This is a genomic window from Mesorhizobium bavaricum (assembly GCF_056781655.1).
The window spans coordinates 2,475,699-2,493,600 of sequence record NZ_CM165566.1; the positions used below are offsets into that span (position 1 = coordinate 2,475,699).

A 17,902-nucleotide genomic window follows, 5' to 3' on the forward strand; every position below is an offset into this window, starting at 1 on the left:
CCTTGCCCCGGCGCGGAGCGCATCTGTCCGCGCAAGAGGACAGGCTGAACGTCGCTCTGGCGCCATAAGACAGACTATGGTTGCGTGGCTGGGGCGGCGTCTTCAATCGATGAGCCGTCGAATGGCGATCCGCAAACGTCGCCCACCAGCGATCGAAACCATTGGTGGGCAGGGTGCGTCTGCAGTCGTTCGTGCCAGATCAGCTTGTACAGCAATTTCTCCGTCTCGAACGGCAGGTCGCGCACCACCAGCGGATGCTCGGCAGCAATGGTGCGCCATGGTCCGTTGAAGAAGCCAAGCGGGACACAGGTGAGAAGGTCGCTCCGCGAGACAATCCTCAGTGCATCGGCAAAATGATTGACGACGGCAACGATCGTCCTTGTCCGCCCCTTCAGGCCAAGCCAGCCGTCCACGAGCCCAAGTTCCAAACCGGATGGGGTTGCCAGCACGTGCGCCGCAGCGGTGAACTGATCGAGGGTCAGCGATTGCGCCAGTTCGTGCCCGCTGCGCATGACGCAGACATAGCGATCGGTGCGTAGACTTTGCACATGTACGTCTCTTGGCAGCGAGGCAAACATGCCAACGGCGCAGTCAAGCGTGCCGCGGTCGATCCCTTCCAGCGAGCCCTCATGGGTATGAATGGCAAAAGAAACACGGGCACGCGGGGATGTTGCCTGCAACTTCAGCGTGATTGCGCTGACACCTTCCATCGCAAGACTGTCTGTGACCGCAATTCGGAAACTGGTCGCATCTGATCGCGGATCAAAGTCGTCGGGGGCGAAAGACGCTCGGATTACGGTAAGCGAGTGATGAAGGTCGGGCCACATCGCGACCATGCGTGACGTTGGCTGGACGCCCGTTGCTGTCTTGAGAAAGAGCTGATCTTTCGTCAGATTGCGGGCGCGGCGCAAGGCATTGCTGACCGCCGGCTGACTCATCGACAGGCTTATGGCCGCTCGCGTTACGTTCCTTTCCAGCATGATGGCCTCAAGGACTGCGATCAGGTTCAGATCGAGGCGCACGTTATTCACCCAGGAAATGACGCTTGTGTCTGATTCTAAATTGGACGCACTGAACCCGGCAAGCAATCCTGTTTCGAACGAGCAGCCGAACACATGCGAGTGAATACGCGCACCTCGCAACCGGTGATAAAGCTCCGTACAAAAATAGAGGATACGCCATGAATGATCTCGCTTTCGCGGACGTGCTGCCGAAACTTACCGGCAAGATCAGCCCCGACCGCATTCGATTGATGCGAACGCCGCGTCCGCCGCAGGGGCTGATCGACGGGTTCAAGCGGATCGGCGATGCAACAAGCGTTATTTCGGATATTATGGATGAGCTCGGTATCACCGGCGCGATTGGCGCATCAACCCTGAAGCCGACCCTGCCTTCGACGTCGATTGTCGGTCCCGCGCTTACGGTGCGCAACATCCTGCAGCGCGAGCATGTCTACGAGACGGCGCGCGAGCACGTCAACCGGATGGCAGAGTTCGAAGCTCATAACCTGGCATTGCCGGGCGACGTGGTGGTCATCGACGGTGTTGCTGGCGTTTCGAACATGGGCGGGATTTCGGCCCAGACCGGAAAAAGGCAGGGGGAGGCCGGTGCGATCGTCTCCGGGGGCATTCGCGACCTCGGACATTCGCGGCGGGTCGGATATCCCCTGTGGGCCACCGAGATCACGCCTGTCACCGGCAAATGGCGGATCGAGACCGTGGAGATCAATGGCGATATCCAGATCGCCGGGGTGCGGGTTGCCCCCGGCGATCTTGTTGTCGCGGACGAAACCGGTGTCTGCTTCATCCCGATCGGCCGGGCCGCCGAAATTCTCGCAAAGGCGCTGAAGAAGTCGGCTTTCGAAGAGGCGAAGTGCGAAGCGATCGAAGCCGGTACCTCCGTTGCGGATCTGCCGGGCAATGCATAGAGCGATAGGTCATCCCGTGAAGAAGCTCCGCGTCGCCATCATCAACGACTACCAGGACGTCGTCCGCACGCTGGACTGCTTTTCCAAGCTGGAAGGCCATGACGTCACCATCTGGACCGATATCGTTGAGGACATCGACGTCCTGGCAAATCGTCTGTTCGAGGCAGATGTCCTCGTGCTGATGCGTGAGCGCACCAGGATCGATGAAGGCCTGCTCAGCCGCCTGCCCAACTTGAAGCTCATCAGCCAGAACGGTCACATCCCGCACATCGATCTGGCGGCTTGCGACCGGCATGGCGTCGTCGTTTCGTCTGCTCTCACATCGCGTCCGTCCTATTCGACGGTGGAATTTACCTGGGGGTTGATCCTTGCGGCGATGCGCAACATTCCGTTCGAGAGCGCATCGCTGCGGCAAGGCCATTGGCAGACGACCATTGGCTTGGGCTTGAGGGGTCGTGTTCTGGGCATCTATGGTTTCGGCCGGTTGGGCTCGATGGTCGCACGGGTCGGCATGGCCTTCGGCATGGAGGTGCTGGTGTGGGGCCGCGAGGGCTCGCTGGCCCGTGCCAGAGCCGAGGGATTCAACACCGCGCCGGACAAGGACACGCTGTTCCGGCTGTCGGATGTCCTCAGTTTGCACCTGCGGCTGAATGCCGAGACCACCGGTTTGATCACGTTTGGCGACCTCGCCTCGATGAAGCCAACCGCTCTGCTTGTGAACACCAGCCGTGCCGAGTTGATTGAAGCAGGGGCCCTGGTGGCGGCGCTGACCAATGGCCGCCCCGGGAAAGCGGCCATCGACGTGTTCGAACGCGAGCCGATTACCGATCCCGACGACGCCTTGCTCAGGCTTCCCAACGCACTGTGCACACCGCATCTCGGCTACGTCGAACGTGACAATTACGAGTTCGCCTACGGCAACGCATTCGATCAGATCGTGGCGTTCGCGGCGGGAATCCCGATCAACGTCCACAATGCCCATGGCCCAAAACAGGATCACTGAGATGGATCTCGAACTCGACGGCAAAGTTGTCCTGATTACCGGGGGCAGCAAGGGAATAGGGCTGGCCTGCGCGCGCGCCTTCGGCAGGGAAGGGGCCCGCGTGGCGATTGTATCACGCAGTCAGGAGAACCTTGACAACGCGAAGGCAGCTCTGGCTGCCGAGGGCCTGTCGGCAGCGACCTTCGCCGCCGACCTCTCTGACGGGCTTGCGGCAAAGGAAATGGTCGCCGCGCTGGAGGATCAGGTGGGTCCGATTGCGTCCCTGGTCAATTCGGCCGGCGGCGCAAGGAGAGTTCCACCCGACGAACTGACGCCAGACAAATGGCGTGTTGCGATGGACGCGAAATTCTTCACCTACATGAACGTCATGGACTACGTCCTGCCGATGATGGTGGCACGGCGCGCCGGCACGATCGTCAACATAGTCGGGACCGGCGGCAAAATCGCATCGCCCATGCATTTGCCGGGAGGGGCCGCCAACGCGGCGCTGATGCTCGCCTCGGCGGGACTGGCGGCCGCCTGGGGACCCGCCGGCATAAGGGTCAACGTCATCAATCCCGCCGCCACCATGACCGAGCGTCTGCAGATGTCGCTTGAAGTTGAATCCAAAATGACCGGCAAGGCGCCGGAGGAATTGCTGCGACTCAATGAGCAGCGCATTCCGCTACGGCGCTACGCCAAGCCGGAAGAAGTAGCCGACGCCGCACTTTTCCTCGCCAGCGCAAGATCCTCCTATGTGACCGGGGCTTCGCTGACCATGGACGGAGGTCTCACTCCACTGGTTGTCTAGCCGGCCCGACAACCAAAAGAAGCGATGGGAGGAAAAAATGTTCAGTTGGTACAAGCAGTTGACGGAGCGGGAGCGGAACACCTTCTGGGGTTGCTTCGCTGGCTGGGCAGTGGATGCGATGGACGCGCAACTCTTCAGCTTCGTATTGCCAATTCTCATTGTGGCCTGGGGAATGACGACGGCGCAGGCCGGCTACCTGGCCACGGCGACGCTGCTCTCCGCGGCGATCGGAGGATGGGCCTGCGGGTATCTCGCTGACCGTTTCGGCCGTGCCCGCATCATGCAGTTTACAATCCTGTGGTTCTGCGTCTTCACCTTCCTTGCCGGTTTTGCGCAGGACTTCCAGCAACTGATGTTCTTGCGCATCCTGCAAGGGCTGGGCTTTGGCGGCGAATGGGCCGCCGGCGCGGTCCTCATGGGCGAGATCATTCGCGCCGAACATCGCGGCAAGGCCGTGGGCACCGTCCAGAGCGGATTCGGCATCGGATGGAGCGCGGCCGCCATTCTGGCAGGCGTGGTTCTGGCGCACTTGCCCCAGGAGTATGGCTGGCGCGTGCTGTTGATGATCGGCGTTCTTCCCGGCCTTCTGGTTCTCTATTTGCGCCGCAAGATCGAGGAGCCCGAGGTTTTTGTCAAAACGCGCGAGCTTGTCGAGAGGAGCGGCACCCGTCCGGGATTGGGGGCGATATTTCAGCCGGAAACGCTGCGAATAACCGTGCTGTCCTCGTTGCTTGCATTCGGTGTGATTGGCGTTGGCGGCGCCATCGTCAACTGGCTGCCGACATTTCTGAAGACTGTGCGCGAACTGTCGCCGGGCACTACGGGTTACTACGTTTTCGTGGTGACTGGCGGCTCGTTTTTCGGATTTCTGGCAAGCGCATACCTGGCCGACTATCTCGGGCGGCGGCGGACATTCCAGCTCTTTCTGGTGTGTTCCTGGCTGGTGACCGTCGCTTACATGTTCTTGCCGCTATCCGGCTGGCTGCTCGTTGTCCTGGGTGCGCCGTTCGGCTTCTTCACCATCGGAAACTATGCGGCGTTGGGACCGTTCTTCACCGAGCTTTTCCCCTCTGCCATTCGCGCCAGCGGCCAGAGTTTCGCCTACAACTCCGGCAAGGCGGCGGGCGCGGCAGCCGTATCCATTATCGGGATACTGGCGCAATATATCGGCCTGGCGGAGGCGATCGGCCTGGTTGCGCTGTTGGGCTACGGCATCGCTTTCGCCGCGACCCTTTTGCTGCCCGAGACGCGCGGAATTCAACTGACTTCCGGCTATGAGCCGCCTGCGCCGCGTCCTGATGCGGTCGTTTCCTCGCCTCCCGCCGAGGCCTCGGTTTTGCGCGCAAGACAATAGCCGGCCCAGGTGCATTCGGGTGCAGCCTCACTCCAAGCGCCCCGGCACCGGCAGTTTGCGAATTATCCCACGGATCAGATCTCACGGAGGATCAGCAGAACCATGCGCAGGAGCATTTCGGTCAAGGGACTGAGCCACAGGCATCCAGTTCCCAATGCCTGTCGGATTGGCAACATGGTGTTCTCGGGAGCGGTTCACGGCGTGAACCCGACCAATCACGAGTTGCCGGCCGAGATGGCGGATCAGTCAGCCAATGTGTTTGCCAATATGCTTGCCATCATCGAGGCCGCGGGCGGCAGTGTGGGGGACATCGTCAAGGTGGAGATCTATCTCCGCGACAGCAGCAACAGGAATGCCGTGAATGAAGAATGGCTGCGGATGTTTCCCGATCCGGAGTCGCGCCCGGCCCGGCACGTTCGGCCATTGCCGCCAGATAGCCCATCTCTGGTGCAATGCGAATTCATTGCAGTCATCGAGGACGTTCTTTGATCTCGGCGCAAAGCCACGGGGCTAGATGTTTTGCTGGCGGGCGGAACCTCGCACCGGACCATCGCCGCCTTTCGGCCGCGTCGCGGTGAGGCCGGCTTCAATGGCCCTGAGAAGCGCGAGCGCATCATCGAGCTTGCTGGTGTCGCCGCCGGCGGCGTCGGAGACGGCAGAGCCCCATTCCTTGCGCACCAGCGCGTAGTTGTCGGCTCCTCGCCGCGTGCGGTGGACGCTGACGCCGCGGCGGTCTTCCGGATCGACATGCCGCTCGATAAGACCCTTGCCTTCGAGGTCGCGCAGCACAGTCGAAACGTTGGTGCGCTGCAGCCCGGTCGCCGCCGCGATCTGGCTGGGTGTCGCCGAGACATGTGCAACCAGGTGACGCATGACCATGCCTTCCGACTGCGTGAGGGATATTGCCCGCTCATCCCGGTATCCCTGGAACTGGATCTCTCGGGCAATGATGAGGATCAGGTCGGCTAGATCTGCCCACCGGACCGCCGGGGGTGGAGTTTTGCGTGTGGACGTTTCGCGATCGATTTCCATGAACGGAGTTTACAGCTTCCAATCAGATGTGTATATGCTCATAATGATTATGTTTGCATAACTATCTTCCAATAACCATATCGAGGCTCGGATGACGCCCACCAATTCACCAAACGTGGCCTGGCACTCTCCCCGCTCCATGGCGCTCGCCGGCGGGCTGCACGGGGTCGGCGTCTATGTATTGCTCGCCGGCGCCTTCCTGCCGGTCGCCGACTTCTTCATCGTCAACGTGGCACTGCCGACGATTGCCACCTCGCTCAATGCCACACCGGCCGCACTTGAACTGGTGGTTTCCGTCTATGGTGTGGCCTATGCCGCCATGCTCGTCCTGGGCGGCAGGCTTGGCGATCGGTTCGGCCGTCACACGCTGTTTCTGGTCGGGCTGGCAGGCTTCATCCTGGCGTCGCTTGCCTGCGGCCTGGCGCCGACCATCGACGCATTGATCGCTGCCCGGCTGGTCCAGGGCGCAACGGCGGCGATGCTGGTGCCGCAGGTGCTGGCGACCTTCCAGGCGACCCTGGAAGGCGAGCGCAAGACCCGGGCCATCGCGCTTTACGGCGCGACTTCGGGCATCGCCGCAGTTGTCGGTCAGCTCGCCGGCGGATTGTTGGTCAGCGCCAATCTGTTCGGCACGTCGTGGCGGCCGATCTTTCTCGTCAACATCCCGCTTGGCATCATCGTCTTTTTCGCCTCGCGGGCTGTCGTGCCGGCCAACCGCTCGCCGCACCCCACGGGCATCGACCTGCCCGGCACCGTGCTGTTTGCCGCGACGCTGACCACCCTCCTGTTGCCGCTGACCGAAGGCCATTCGCTCGGCTGGCCGGCATGGACCCGGGCGATGCTGGCCGCCGCTTTGGTGCTGGCCATCGCCACCGTGATCGTCGAACGGGCTGCCGAGGCGCGCGGCGAGGTGCCTTTGCTGCCGCCATCGCTGCTCAAGCTACCCTCGATGTCGAGGGGGCTGGCCATGATCACGCTGTTCAGCGTCGGCTTCGGCGCCTTCATGTTCGTCTTCGCGCTTACCGTCCAGAACGGCCTCGGCGCCAACCCGCTCGAAAGCGGCCTCGCCATCCTGCCGATGGCGGTCATGTTCTTCATCGGCTCAGTGGTCAGTCCGCACATGATCAACCGCTTTGGCCGCGGCGCACTTGCCGCGGGCGGCATCACGCAGGCGCTGGGGCTGGCCTTGCTGGTCGCCATAACCGTGTCCAGCTGGCCGGATGTGAGCCTGATCGAATTGGCCCCGCCGCTGGTCTTGATCGGCGCCGGACAGTCGATGCTGTTTTCAGGATTGTTCCGCGCCGTGCTCGCCGATGTTCCGGCTCACCTCGCGGGCGTTGGCAGCGGCGTTCTCATCACGCTGCAGCAGTCCGGTCTGGCACTGGGGGTCGCAACGCTCGGCACGCTCTATCTGGCGGTGGAGCCGAGAGGCATTGCGCGGGCCTTCGGCACCGTCATTGGTATCCAACTCGCAATCATCCTGGTGCTGGTGCTGTGCACCGGGCTGCTGCCGCGCTTCACCAAGCACCAGCCCAGCGCCCATCCGGTGGAAATGTGACCTCCCGATGCGCCAAACTCAGCGGATTCATCGCCAGCAAGCAGCACAATTCCTTGGCGCCACATGCCGCCCGCCCAAGCTGAGGTGGCAATTCGCCGCGCGCATGTGGGCAGTTTGCATGGTTTGCGATGCCATTCCCGCGGCCGCTAGCCGTGGCCTTGCACAGCAATGCGCGAGGCCTCAGGCGTCCTGAAACAGCCGGGGTCGAGCGTGCCCGCCGGGATCAAGTTCTCCCCGCGGGCCGCGGAACCGGCAATGCGGTTGCCTATTCGTAGACGAGGCCTTTGCGCCGCAGGCGATCGCGCATGTCGTTGACATCGAGGCTTAGTTTGCCCGCGGCGTAAAGACCTCGCTTTTCTTCTTCCATCGCCTCGCGCTTGCGGGCGATTTCGAGGACCTTTGCAGCGGCTTCGCGCGGCACCACGCACACGCCGTCGTCGTCGGCCACGATCACGTCGCCTGGCCGGATGTGGGCCCCGCCGCAGACGATCGGCACCTGGACGTTGCCGAGCGTCTCCTTGACGGTCCCCTGCGCACTGATTGCCTTCGACCAGACCGGAAAGGCCATGGAGCGCAGCGTCGAGACATCGCGCACGCCCGCGTCGATGATCAGGCCCCTGATGCCTTGCGCCTTGGCCGACTCGGCCAGCAGGTCGCCGAAATAGCCGTCCTCACAGGGCGAGGTCGGGGTGACGACAAGGACGTCTCCTGGCCGCGCCTGTTCCAGCGCGACATGGATCATCCAGTTGTCGCCCGGTGCGACTTCGCAAGTCAGCGCGTTGCCGCCAACCCTGGCGCCATCAAAGATGGGCCGCAGGCGCGTGGCGAGCAGGCCCGTCCGTCCCTGCGCTTCGTGAACCGTTGCCACGCCAAGCTGGCCAAGAGCCTCGCAGGTCTCGATCGGCGTGCGCTCAGTCTTCGTGACGACTCTGGCCATAGTTGTTCTCCGGGAAAACGAGGCGTGGCGTCTGGCCCGCGCCTGAAGGGTGCTCATTGGGTGGCCTAGCGCCCTTGCGCCTTCAGCCTCGCATCAAGCCTCGGATACACTTTTCGAGCATTGCCTTCGAACACGGCCCGCCGCTCGGCATCGCCAAGCGAAAGTGCGTCGATGTAGCGCCGCGTGTCGTCGAAGTCGAAGCCGGTCTCGGGGTCGATGGCCTTGACCGCTCCGAGCAATTCGGACCCGAACAGGATGTTGGCCGGACCAACGACGCGGAACAGCGTGTCGATGCCTGCCTTGTGGTAGACGCAGCTGTCGAAGAAGACGTTGCGCATCAGGTGCTCGCTCAGTGCAGGCCTGTCCAGCATCATCGCCAGGCCGCGATAGCGTCCCCAGTGATAGGGCGCGGCGCCACCGCCGTGCGGAATGATCAGCTTGAGGTCGGGAAACGCGCTGAACAGGTCGCCCTGGATCAGCTGCATGAACACGGCGGTGTCCGCGTTGATGTAATGCGCGCCGGTCGTATGCAGGCATGCGCTGCAGGAGCCGGAGACATGGATCATGGCCGGTACCTGCAGCTCGACCAGCTTTTCGAAGAGCGGGTACCAGTAGCGGTCGTGGATCGGCGGCGCCGACCAGAAGCCACCAGACGGATCGGGATTGAGGTTGCAGCCGACGAAGCCGAGTTCGGCGACGCAGCGCTCTAACTCGGCAAGGACCGGCTTCAGATCGCCGCTCATCGATTGCGGCAGCTGGCATGCGCCGGCGAAGTTGGCTGGGAACATGTCGACGATGCGTGCGATCAAGTCGTTGGAGATGCGCGCCCATTCGGCATTGGTGTCGGCGCTGCCGATATGATGGCCCATGCCCGAAGCCCGCGGGGACAGGATGGTCAGGTCCGAGCCTCGCTCGCGCTGCAGGCGCAGTTGGTTCTGCTCGATCGTCGCCCTGAGTATGTCGTCGGCGATACCGGGATAGGCGGGTCTGGCGTCGCGACTGCCCTCGATGAACTCGACCTGCGTCTTGCGATAGGCATGATGCGCCGCCGGTTCGCTCGTGTAGTGGCCGTGGCAGTCGATGATCATTTCGTTTCTCTTCGCACAAAAGGTTGCGCATTGCCGATCCGGCACGTCGTTCCGCGATCCGGCAAGCGGCGGACGGTGAAGCCCGCCAACGCCGATGGTTCCGCCTACGGTTCGAGCACGTAGTTGGTGAAACCGCCGTCGCCGGAAGCGACACCGTTGATGGCTTCGTTGATCCGCTCGAGCGGATACGTCCTGGCCTCCAGCACCGAGAGGTCGATCGTGCCGGAGCGGACCATGTCGGCGATCTCCATGCCCTCGGCCGTGGTCAGCCAGGCGGAGCCGATCAGCTCCATCGAATTGTCCATCCACCACTTGGTGTTGAACAGCATGTCGCTGCCGGTGCCGCCAATGTTGACGATGCGGCCGCCGCGCCTGACGCCCATCATGGCGTCCTTCATCGCATTGACGTCGGCGACGGCGCCGAGGCAGTCGAGCATGAAGTCGGCGCCAAGACCGCCGCTCTGTGAGCGGACCCAGTCGGCGACCTTGCCGTCCTGGTTGGAGAAGGTCTGGATCCGACTTGGGGCAAGCTGCTTCAGCCGCTCGAGCAATGGCTTGCCGCGGGCCACCGCGTAGATCGTCGAGACACCCATGGCGAGCGCGAAGAGCGTCGCGCCGACGCCCAGCGTGCCCGTCGCGCCATTGATGATCAGCGACTTGCCGGTCGGTGTGCCAAACTTCCTGATCGCGGAATAGGAGGTACCGAGGTAACCCATGCGGGCCGCCTGTGGAAAGGTCATGTTGTCGGGGATCTTGACGATCGCATTCTGGGGCGCGCGCATGAACTGGGCGAAGCCGCCTTCCGGATAGCGCTTGTAGATCTCGAGGCTGTTCCTGTTGAAGCCGAAATAGCCATTGAAGGTGAAGTACTCGCACTTCGCCTGATGCCCGCTGACGCAGGCATGGCAGGCACCACAGGAGCGTAGCGGATTAACGTACACGCGGTCGCCTGGCTTGATCGCCACAACCTGGTCGCCGACCTGATGCACGATACCCGCGGGATCGAGGCCGAAGATTGCCGGCTTCGTCGGCAGCGGCTGGTGTGGGTACCAAGTTTCCCAGTTGTTCAATACGTTCGCGAGGTTGGGGACCATCCCGCAGGCCTTGACCTCGACGACCACATCCGTGCCGGACGCCACAGGCTTCGCCACGTCCTCGACACGCATCGGCTCGTTCACGGCATGCAGCCGTGCCGCCCGCATCATGATCGTCATCGTCTGTTCCTCCCAATATGTCGGTTTGTGGAGATGTCTGATTGACATTCCCATTGGACTGCAGATACCGTACAGTATCTGGATTGGGTGACGCAAGAGCCGATTTCCACTGACGACGCAACTGCGGGAGATCTGGTCCATTCGCCGTGCCGGTTTGCGGCCCGACGACGGACGCTTTCGCCGCGCGGAACCGTCGCTCGCTGAAAGAGAGAACGTCGCGCCATCGAGGGAACTAGGACGGATGAAGGGCACCGAAAGCCTTTCAGCGTCCCACGGAGGGATCAGTGCCGGAGTTCATGCTAACGCAAATCGACCTGCTGCGAATTCTGTGCGGGGTCTGGTTTCTTCCGCATCTCGTCGGAAAGATCAGGAACTTCGAAAAGGCGACCAAAACGTTCGAGGCCGCTGGACTGAAGCCTGGAAAGCCCGTCATCGTGTTGACGATAGCACTGGAGTTTCTTGCCGCCGTCGGAATGGTGTTCAACATCCACCCACGCTGGGCCGCAGCATGCGCCGTGGTTGTCTTGCTGGGGGCGGCCTATGCGGTGGTGCGTATCAATGGCCCGCGCTGGCGCTGGCAGCTAATGGGTCCCGAATATCCGATTTTCTGGGCGCTTGCCTGTGTTGTTTCGGCCTTCTAACCTTCGGCCGATTCGGATACCAAAGGTATCCAGATAGTGGGTTGGAAGGACAGAAGATGGCACGACTGACACGCGAACAGAGCCAGGCTCTGACCCGCGAGAAGCTTTTGCTGTCGGCGAGCGAGGTCGTGGCGCGCGACGGCTACTCCGGCGCGACCATCGAACGCATCGCTGAAGAGGCGGGATATTCGAAGGGCGCTTTCTATTCGAACTTCGCCACCAAGGAAGAGATATTCCTTCAACTGCTCGAGCGTCATGCCGGCGGCGACGTGGTCGAGCTCACCGGCCTGCTCGACGGTTACGATGACCCAAAAGAGATCATCGACGCGATGTGCGACTGGGCCAACCAGCGGGCGAAGGACAAGCGGTGGGGAACGCTTGCCATCGACCTGCTGCGGATCGCCCGCCGCGACAACACACTGGAAGAACGGCATCTGCGCCTGTTCAAGGACCAGTGGGTGGGGCTGGGCAAATTGCTGTCCGGCAAACTCTTTCCCTACGGCGGTTCCGATATCGAACCGCTCTATGTGGGCGGCGTCGTTCTCGAACTCATTTACGGCGGCCTCTCCAGCTTCATGAAGGACGATTCGCCGGGCGAAATGGTGAGGGCAACGCTCACCTCGATGCATGAGGCCCATCTCTACAGGCACATGAAGCAGCCGGCCGCCCGCGTGTAAGCGCACGCAGCTTCCGCGGCGCACTGGCCGGTCCTGACTTGCGCCCGAGGTCGTCCCGCCGCACACGAAGCATGAACCGTCATTGGTCGGTTGCTGCCAGCATCGTCTGCAATTGACGGACGAGCTGCTCAGCCTCCCCTGCGTCCGTGGCCGTACCGAAAACCACATGGTCGGGCCGTACCAGGACGGCGCGTGCACCCTTCGACGTCAACCAGTCCGCCAGAACGTGGTCTTCTTCCACCAACAGCGCAGGATAGGACCTATCCTGCGCCACGCGATGCACGGCAACGCCAGCCTCACGCGACCTCTCCAAAAGGTTGAGTGAGACGTCCATGTCGCCGGTGATGAGAAGCTGGAACCCGGGCGGCAAAGCTTCGTCGAGCCGCACCCGGCCGAAAGGGCCGACGACCCACGGCTGTGGACAGGGCTCGCCGGCTCCGGGTGTCGACGACCCGTCAACGCCACCGGAGACAAGTCCATGACGGATGGGCGGAAAGAGATTCTGCCGGACCTGGACACCCTGGCCCGCTTGCATGGCGGCTACCATCTCGGCATCACGGGCGCGGGCCTTGCCGGGATCCAACTCGCAGATGACTTTTCCCAGCCGCTTCGTGATCCCGATGACTTCGCGTATGAACGGCCGGCGCTCCGTCTCGTAGGTGTTGAGGAGGTGCTCTGATCCGCCGCCCATCACATAGGCCAGTTTCCATGCAAGATTGGCTGCATCCTTGATGCCCTGCACCATTCCCTGCGCGAGAAACGGTGGTGTCATGTGGCAGGCGTCGCCAGCAAGAAACACGCTGCCCACGCGCCACGGCTCCGCAACAAGAGCGTGGAAGTTGTAGGTCGCCGAGCGCCAAAGCCTGGCCTGGTCCGGCCGAAGCCAAGGTGCAAGCAACTGCCAGATCCGTTCCGGGCGGTTGATCTCAACCGGATCTTCCCCGGGCAGGATCATGAACTCCCAACGTCGCAGCCGATCGGGCCCGAAAACATATGTGTGCGGGCGCGCGGGATCGCAGAACTGGACGTTGGTCTCAGGCAACGGCACGTGCCCGTCCTCCAGTATCATGTCCACTACGAGCCAGGGTTCGTCGAAGTCGAGGTCCTCCAGCGCGACGTCGAGCCTCCGCCGGATGAAGCTGGCTGCGCCGTCGCACCCGACGACATAGCGCGGGGTCCGCTTGGTGCGTTTGCCGCTCACCTTGTCGCGCAAAGTCAGGACCGGGCTATCCGGGTTCTCAAGGCTGACAAGCTCCGTTGCCGTGCGCAATGTCAGGTTGGGGAATCTCTTGCCATTGGCGCGCAGAGCCCTTTCAAGCTCCGGCTGGAGGAAGGTCAGATAGGGCGGCCATGCAAGTGGGTAGGGCTCGGCAGGGGACTCGAAGCGACGCAACAAGACCCCGTCGGCGGACCTGTATTCGGACGCACGATACTGGCCTGTCGCCGCGGCGACTTGGTCGGCCGCGCCGATGTTCTGGAAGATCCGCATCACCTCGTGATCCATGCCGATCGCGCGAGGCAGTGCGTAAACGTCGTCAGCGGCATCGATGCCTTCCACCCGGACTCCGGCTGCGGCAAGAAGATTGCACAACGCGATGCCGACCGGGCCGAGCCCGACCACCACGACGTCCGCCTCATCTTGCGTCATCTCGTGGAACTCCCCTTTGATTTCGGTTCGCTCAGGCGTGGGCGCTGTCGCGCTGCATCACTGCAGGAAAGCCGGCACCGCGAGCCCCAGCCCAACGGCTGCATCGGCGAGGTTGCTGGCGGTACCCTTCGCCAGCGGGATGCCGTTGGCCATGCGCTCCCGCCCGGTCTGAAAGCCGCGTTCGCCGGGTAGCTTCACGCCATCGGAGCCGGCTGCCGGATCGAGCGCATGGATCGCGCCGGCGAGGCTTTCCATCGAGGCGAGAAAAGAGGATGTGTCGCCGAAGGCCGCTGGATTGATGGCAAGCATGAGGCCATTGAAACCGCCCTTCTTCTCGCCGCACAGGAACGGCGCGATGATGGCGTTGCCCACCAGCACGCTCGACAGAACTTCGATCATCAACGACAGTCCGGATCCCTTTGGGCCGGCCATGGGAAGTATGGCGGCCACCGCGTGCGGGTCCTGGGTTTCGACGCCGTCGGCGTCGATGGCCCAGCCCTTGGGGATCGGGTTGCCCGAATCCTTCGCCGCCATGATCTTGCCGAGCGCGACGGCGGCCGTGGACATGTCGAGCACGATCGGATCGGCGCCACCAGGTCGCGGAACGGCGATCGACAGGGGGTTTGTCGACAGGGCCTCGCCCTTTGCGCCGAAGTAGCTCATGAGCGGCCTCGACGCCGTCATGGCGATGCCGATGAGGCCGCGGCCGGCCAGTTGGTTCGTGAAGTAACCGATTGCGCCGGCATGCGAAATGGCGCGGGCGCCGCACCAGCCGATGCCGAACTTTTCCGCCAGGTCGCCGGCCTTGCCGGCCGCGTGCATCATGGCGACCGCGCCCGGTGCCTTTGCGTAGTCGAAGACGCATGTCGCTCCGAATTCCCGGATCAGCGTCGGCTGTTGACCGGCGCGGACGACCGCGGTCCTGATCATCTCGATGTAGCGCGGGATCCTGAGAACGCCGTGCGAATCCGCGCCGCGCAGATTGGCCCACACCAACAGCCGCGCGGTCTGTGCCGCCTCGTCCGGCGTATAGCCGGCAGCATGCAGGAGCGCAGTGGCAAAAACGGTCAGTTCGGTTTCCTGGGCGACGGGCATGCCTGATGTCTCCTGGTCTGGCTGTGCTGACCTCAAACGACCGGCGTTGCCGGGAAGAATTTGTCGAGCCAGCCCTTCATCATCACCTTGGTGCGCGGTGCGTCCTCTGGGGCGAGCGGGAAATGGGCGGTGCCGGTGATCAGCATCAGCTCGGCCGGCTGCCCGGCCTTCTCGAACAGGCGGATGGATTGCTCGGTCGGCGTGATGATGTCGTCGGCGGTGTGGAAGAACAGGGCTGGTCGCGGCGCGATGTTGGCCACCACGTCATCCGCCCTGAAGTTCATCATGCTCCATGCCGTCTCGGTCGGGATTTCCATGATCGCCTTGGGCGACAGGTTCTTGCGCAATTTCTCCGGGATCGGCACGGCGTCGAAGCGCGAGATCCACATGCTCTCGCCGGTCGCGCGCTTGTGCTCGCGTCCTTTCTCGAGGAGACCCATGAAACGCTCCCAGGCCTCCGGCGTGGGATGCTGGCCGCGGAACTTCCGCTCGCCGTGGCCCCAGCCGCATGAGGAGATGACGCAGGCGAACCGCTCGTCGACCCCGGCCGTATAGACTGACACCGCGGCACCGAAGCTGTGGCCGGTGATGCCAATTCGCTTCGGGTCGATCTCGGGTCGCATGGCAAGGAAGGTCAATGCGTTCTTCGCGTCAGCGACTTGATCGAAGCAGCGCACCTGCGCGCGCTCGCCCTCGCTCTCGCCGCAGCAGCGGAAGTCGAAGCGCAGCGCGGCATAGCCGAACGCTTCCATCATCTCCGCCTGGATCTGGGCGTGCGACTCGTCCTTGGAACCGACAAAGCCGTGGCAGACGATGAACGCCGGCAGCTTCTGTCCCGGACGGTGGCTGTCTGGAATGTGCAGAATCGCCGACAGTTTCAGGCCGTCGGATTCGAACGTCAGTTTTTCCTGCATGGCAATCTCCTATCGAAAGCAGCGCCGCACCCAAGTCGAGCCGCTTTGCCTGATTCCTTGTACGGTGTGCCGGGGCGCGGCCGACCGCTGCCCCTTCAGGATCAGTCGACCCTGGCGAATGGAAAATGATGCTCGCGCCATTCCTGCGGGGCGGGAGAACCCCAGACATTCATCTGGCGGACGTTTCCTGGCCGCTCCAGATTGGTGATGACGTTCGGCACGAAGTGGGCGTCGTCGGCCACCGTGTGCATGGCGCCGGAGCACTCGACCATCGCTCCGCTGGCATCCAGGTAGTAGGCGTAGGTGTTGTCGCCCGGACGATGGCGGCCCGGCCCCCACAGCAGCTGGCGGTCGAGCCCGTCGAGAATGTCGCCGAGCCTGCAGTAGTCGCTGAAGTGGCTGAATTCGAAGGAGTAGTGGTGAAGCCCGGCCGGGCCCTTCGCCAGACCGAGAATGTGATGCTGGCGGTTGCCGCCATGCATCCAGCTCAGTGCTTCGTTGACCATGCGCTCGGTGAGCTGCATGCCGCAGATTTCAGAGAGCTGCCGCCTGGTGACGACCGGGTCGGGCGTGATGAGATTGATGTGGTCGAGCCGACGCGGCTTGATTCCGTTGGTCGGATAACGTGGATTGTACATGTCGTCGCGTGCCGGGGTGTGAACCTCGAACCGCAGTCCATCCGGCGTTGCGAAGGTCACGCCGGCATCGCAGCAAGCCAGACTGGGTTCGCGCGAGAGGATTCGGCAGCCGGCACCGTCCACGCGCGAGGCGGCTTCCGCGACAGCCTCGGCGGTCAGGGCTTCGAGCCCGATTGTGTGGCAGGAATTCTCTTCGGATTGGAGAAGCACGAGTTCGGCCTTGCGGCCGTTCGAACTCAGCCATGTCTCGCCCGCCGCCTGCCTGGTGACGCGCAGCCCGAGAATCTCCGTCGAGTCATGGAGCACAGCCCCGACGTCGCGGACATTCAGCTTTATGTGACCGACCCCAAACACCAGATGCATCACTATTCTCCTCTCGCGGTCGCAGCATGGCCCTGGCGACCTCCTTAGATCAAACGCGGCCCGACGGCAAGGAATTTTCGAAAAAGAGAAATTATTACGAAATCCTTGGGCAATTGTCGGAGACCACCGTGTTTCGCAGCGTTCCAATGCCCTCGATCTCGATCTCGACCTCATCGCCAGGGAAAAGGAACTCCGGTGGATTGCGGCTTGCGCCGAAGCCGGATGGCGTGCCCGAAACGATGACGTCGCCAGGGTCGAGCGGAGCGAAAGTCGAGATGTAGGAGATCAGCCAGGGGATGTCGAAGATCATGCGGTCGATCGCGATCGACTGCTTGGTCACGCCGTTGACCCTGCTCTCCAGAAGAAGCCGCGCCGGGTCCGGGATTTCGCTCGTGCAGACCATCCAGGGGCCGAACGCACCGCTGTGGTAGAAGTTCTTCCCGGGCGTGAACTGGCTCGAGTGTTTTTGCCAGTCGCGCACGCTCCCTTCGTTGAAGCACGCATAGCCGGCGACGTACGCCATCGCTTCTGCGGGTGCGATCTTGTGCGCGCGGCGGCCGATGATCACCGCCAGCTCGCCCTCGAAATCCAGCTTTTCGGAAGCCGCCGGCTTCAAGATCGCGCCTCCGTGGCCGATCTGTGCTTCCGCATGGCGCATGAACAGCAGCGGGAACTGCGGTGCCGGCTTGCCATCCTCGTGGAAGTTGGTGGCGACGCAGAAGATCTTGCCCGGGTTGGGTATCGGAGGGAGCAGGCTGACTTCGGCGAGCTGCAGGGCTTCGAGATCGCGCTGACTGGGCGCGAGGTCGGGAAACCGGCAGCCGAGATAGGCTTTGAGATCCGGCGGCGCGCCAGGAACGGAATCCAGGCGCAGGATCGTTTCACCTTCGACGAGTCCATAGCCGGCACCGGAGTGATCAACGAACGAAGCGAATTTCAATGGCTCACCCGATCCCTGGAATGCCCGGAAAGTGGGCGGTTGGGGGCCCGAAGTAAACAATATTTTCGAAAATATGCAAGTCG

General features: G+C 62.8%; 18 protein-coding genes. 8 read left to right on the top strand and 10 right to left on the bottom strand.

The features are described from left to right. Positions 1–74 precede the first annotated feature (74 nt). Positions 75–1,022: a LysR family transcriptional regulator gene (locus tag AC1RZR_RS11970; RefSeq protein WP_481828560.1), complete on the bottom strand. Its 948-nt coding sequence runs from the start codon at positions 1,020–1,022 to the stop codon at positions 75–77. 158 nt (positions 1,023–1,180) lie between these two features. Between AC1RZR_RS11970 and AC1RZR_RS11975 the strand changes: the two genes are divergently transcribed. From AC1RZR_RS11975 to AC1RZR_RS11995, 5 genes are all read left to right on the top strand, one after another. Then, positions 1,181–1,927 (top strand): RraA family protein, encoded by a 747-nt coding sequence (locus tag AC1RZR_RS11975; RefSeq protein WP_481828561.1) that lies wholly within the window; start codon positions 1,181–1,183, stop codon positions 1,925–1,927. A 16-nt stretch (positions 1,928–1,943) separates the two neighbouring features. After that, positions 1,944–2,930: a D-2-hydroxyacid dehydrogenase family protein gene (locus AC1RZR_RS11980; protein WP_481828562.1), complete on the top strand. Its 987-nt coding sequence runs from the start codon at positions 1,944–1,946 to the stop codon at positions 2,928–2,930. Between the two features lies 1 nt (position 2,931). Continuing rightward, the gene (locus tag AC1RZR_RS11985) at positions 2,932–3,720 is read left to right on the top strand and encodes an SDR family oxidoreductase (RefSeq protein ID WP_481828563.1); all 789 of its coding nucleotides are present in this window, start codon (positions 2,932–2,934) and stop codon (positions 3,718–3,720) included. Between the two features lie 37 nt (positions 3,721–3,757). Continuing rightward, positions 3,758–5,074, top strand: coding sequence for an MFS transporter (locus AC1RZR_RS11990; protein ID WP_477269903.1), 1,317 nt, complete (start codon positions 3,758–3,760; stop codon positions 5,072–5,074). 102 nt (positions 5,075–5,176) lie between these two features. Then, a complete protein-coding gene (locus AC1RZR_RS11995; protein WP_477269905.1) occupies positions 5,177–5,563 on the top strand; it encodes a RidA family protein in 387 nt (128 codons plus the stop codon). 21 nt (positions 5,564–5,584) lie between these two features. Here the strand turns inward: AC1RZR_RS11995 and AC1RZR_RS12000 are convergent, their stop codons facing one another. After that, a complete protein-coding gene (locus tag AC1RZR_RS12000; RefSeq protein WP_477269907.1) occupies positions 5,585–6,106 on the bottom strand; it encodes a MarR family winged helix-turn-helix transcriptional regulator in 522 nt (173 codons plus the stop codon). Positions 6,107–6,197: 91 nt separating this feature from the next. On the opposite strand from AC1RZR_RS12000, the gene AC1RZR_RS12005 reads away from it, so the two are divergent. Beyond that, positions 6,198–7,664 (top strand): MFS transporter, encoded by a 1,467-nt coding sequence (locus AC1RZR_RS12005; protein ID WP_477269909.1) that lies wholly within the window; start codon positions 6,198–6,200, stop codon positions 7,662–7,664. A gap of 265 nt (positions 7,665–7,929) precedes the next feature. Here the strand turns inward: AC1RZR_RS12005 and AC1RZR_RS12010 are convergent, their stop codons facing one another. The 3 genes from AC1RZR_RS12010 to AC1RZR_RS12020 form a co-directional block, all read right to left on the bottom strand. After that, positions 7,930–8,601: a 4-carboxy-4-hydroxy-2-oxoadipate aldolase/oxaloacetate decarboxylase gene (locus tag AC1RZR_RS12010; protein WP_477269911.1), complete on the bottom strand. Its 672-nt coding sequence runs from the start codon at positions 8,599–8,601 to the stop codon at positions 7,930–7,932. 65 nt (positions 8,602–8,666) lie between these two features. Beyond that, positions 8,667–9,689, bottom strand: coding sequence for an amidohydrolase family protein (locus AC1RZR_RS12015; RefSeq protein ID WP_477269913.1), 1,023 nt, complete (start codon positions 9,687–9,689; stop codon positions 8,667–8,669). 104 nt (positions 9,690–9,793) lie between these two features. Further along, positions 9,794–10,903, bottom strand: coding sequence for an alcohol dehydrogenase catalytic domain-containing protein (locus tag AC1RZR_RS12020; protein WP_477269915.1), 1,110 nt, complete (start codon positions 10,901–10,903; stop codon positions 9,794–9,796). A 284-nt stretch (positions 10,904–11,187) separates the two neighbouring features. Between AC1RZR_RS12020 and AC1RZR_RS12025 the strand changes: the two genes are divergently transcribed. Together AC1RZR_RS12025 and AC1RZR_RS12030 are read left to right on the top strand one after the other, a co-directional pair. After that, the gene (locus tag AC1RZR_RS12025; RefSeq protein WP_477269917.1) at positions 11,188–11,544 is read left to right on the top strand and encodes a DoxX family protein; all 357 of its coding nucleotides are present in this window, start codon (positions 11,188–11,190) and stop codon (positions 11,542–11,544) included. 56 nt (positions 11,545–11,600) lie between these two features. Beyond that, a complete protein-coding gene (locus AC1RZR_RS12030) occupies positions 11,601–12,221 on the top strand; it encodes a TetR/AcrR family transcriptional regulator (RefSeq protein WP_477269919.1) in 621 nt (206 codons plus the stop codon). Positions 12,222–12,300: 79 nt separating this feature from the next. On the opposite strand, the gene AC1RZR_RS12035 is transcribed toward AC1RZR_RS12030, so the two are convergent. From AC1RZR_RS12035 to AC1RZR_RS12055, 5 genes are all read right to left on the bottom strand, one after another. Next, positions 12,301–13,869: a bifunctional 3-(3-hydroxy-phenyl)propionate/3-hydroxycinnamic acid hydroxylase gene (locus tag AC1RZR_RS12035; protein WP_477269921.1), complete on the bottom strand. Its 1,569-nt coding sequence runs from the start codon at positions 13,867–13,869 to the stop codon at positions 12,301–12,303. Between the two features lie 57 nt (positions 13,870–13,926). Further along, positions 13,927–14,964 (bottom strand): Ldh family oxidoreductase, encoded by a 1,038-nt coding sequence (locus tag AC1RZR_RS12040; RefSeq protein WP_477269923.1) that lies wholly within the window; start codon positions 14,962–14,964, stop codon positions 13,927–13,929. A 32-nt stretch (positions 14,965–14,996) separates the two neighbouring features. Further along, positions 14,997–15,878, bottom strand: a complete 882-nt coding sequence (locus AC1RZR_RS12045) for an alpha/beta hydrolase (protein WP_477269925.1) — start codon at positions 15,876–15,878, stop codon at positions 14,997–14,999. A 101-nt stretch (positions 15,879–15,979) separates the two neighbouring features. Beyond that, positions 15,980–16,879, bottom strand: a complete 900-nt coding sequence (locus AC1RZR_RS12050) for a VOC family protein (RefSeq protein WP_477269927.1) — start codon at positions 16,877–16,879, stop codon at positions 15,980–15,982. Between the two features lie 94 nt (positions 16,880–16,973). Beyond that, the gene (locus AC1RZR_RS12055) at positions 16,974–17,819 is read right to left on the bottom strand and encodes a fumarylacetoacetate hydrolase family protein (RefSeq protein ID WP_477269929.1); all 846 of its coding nucleotides are present in this window, start codon (positions 17,817–17,819) and stop codon (positions 16,974–16,976) included. Between the last annotated feature and the right edge of the window lie 83 nt (positions 17,820–17,902).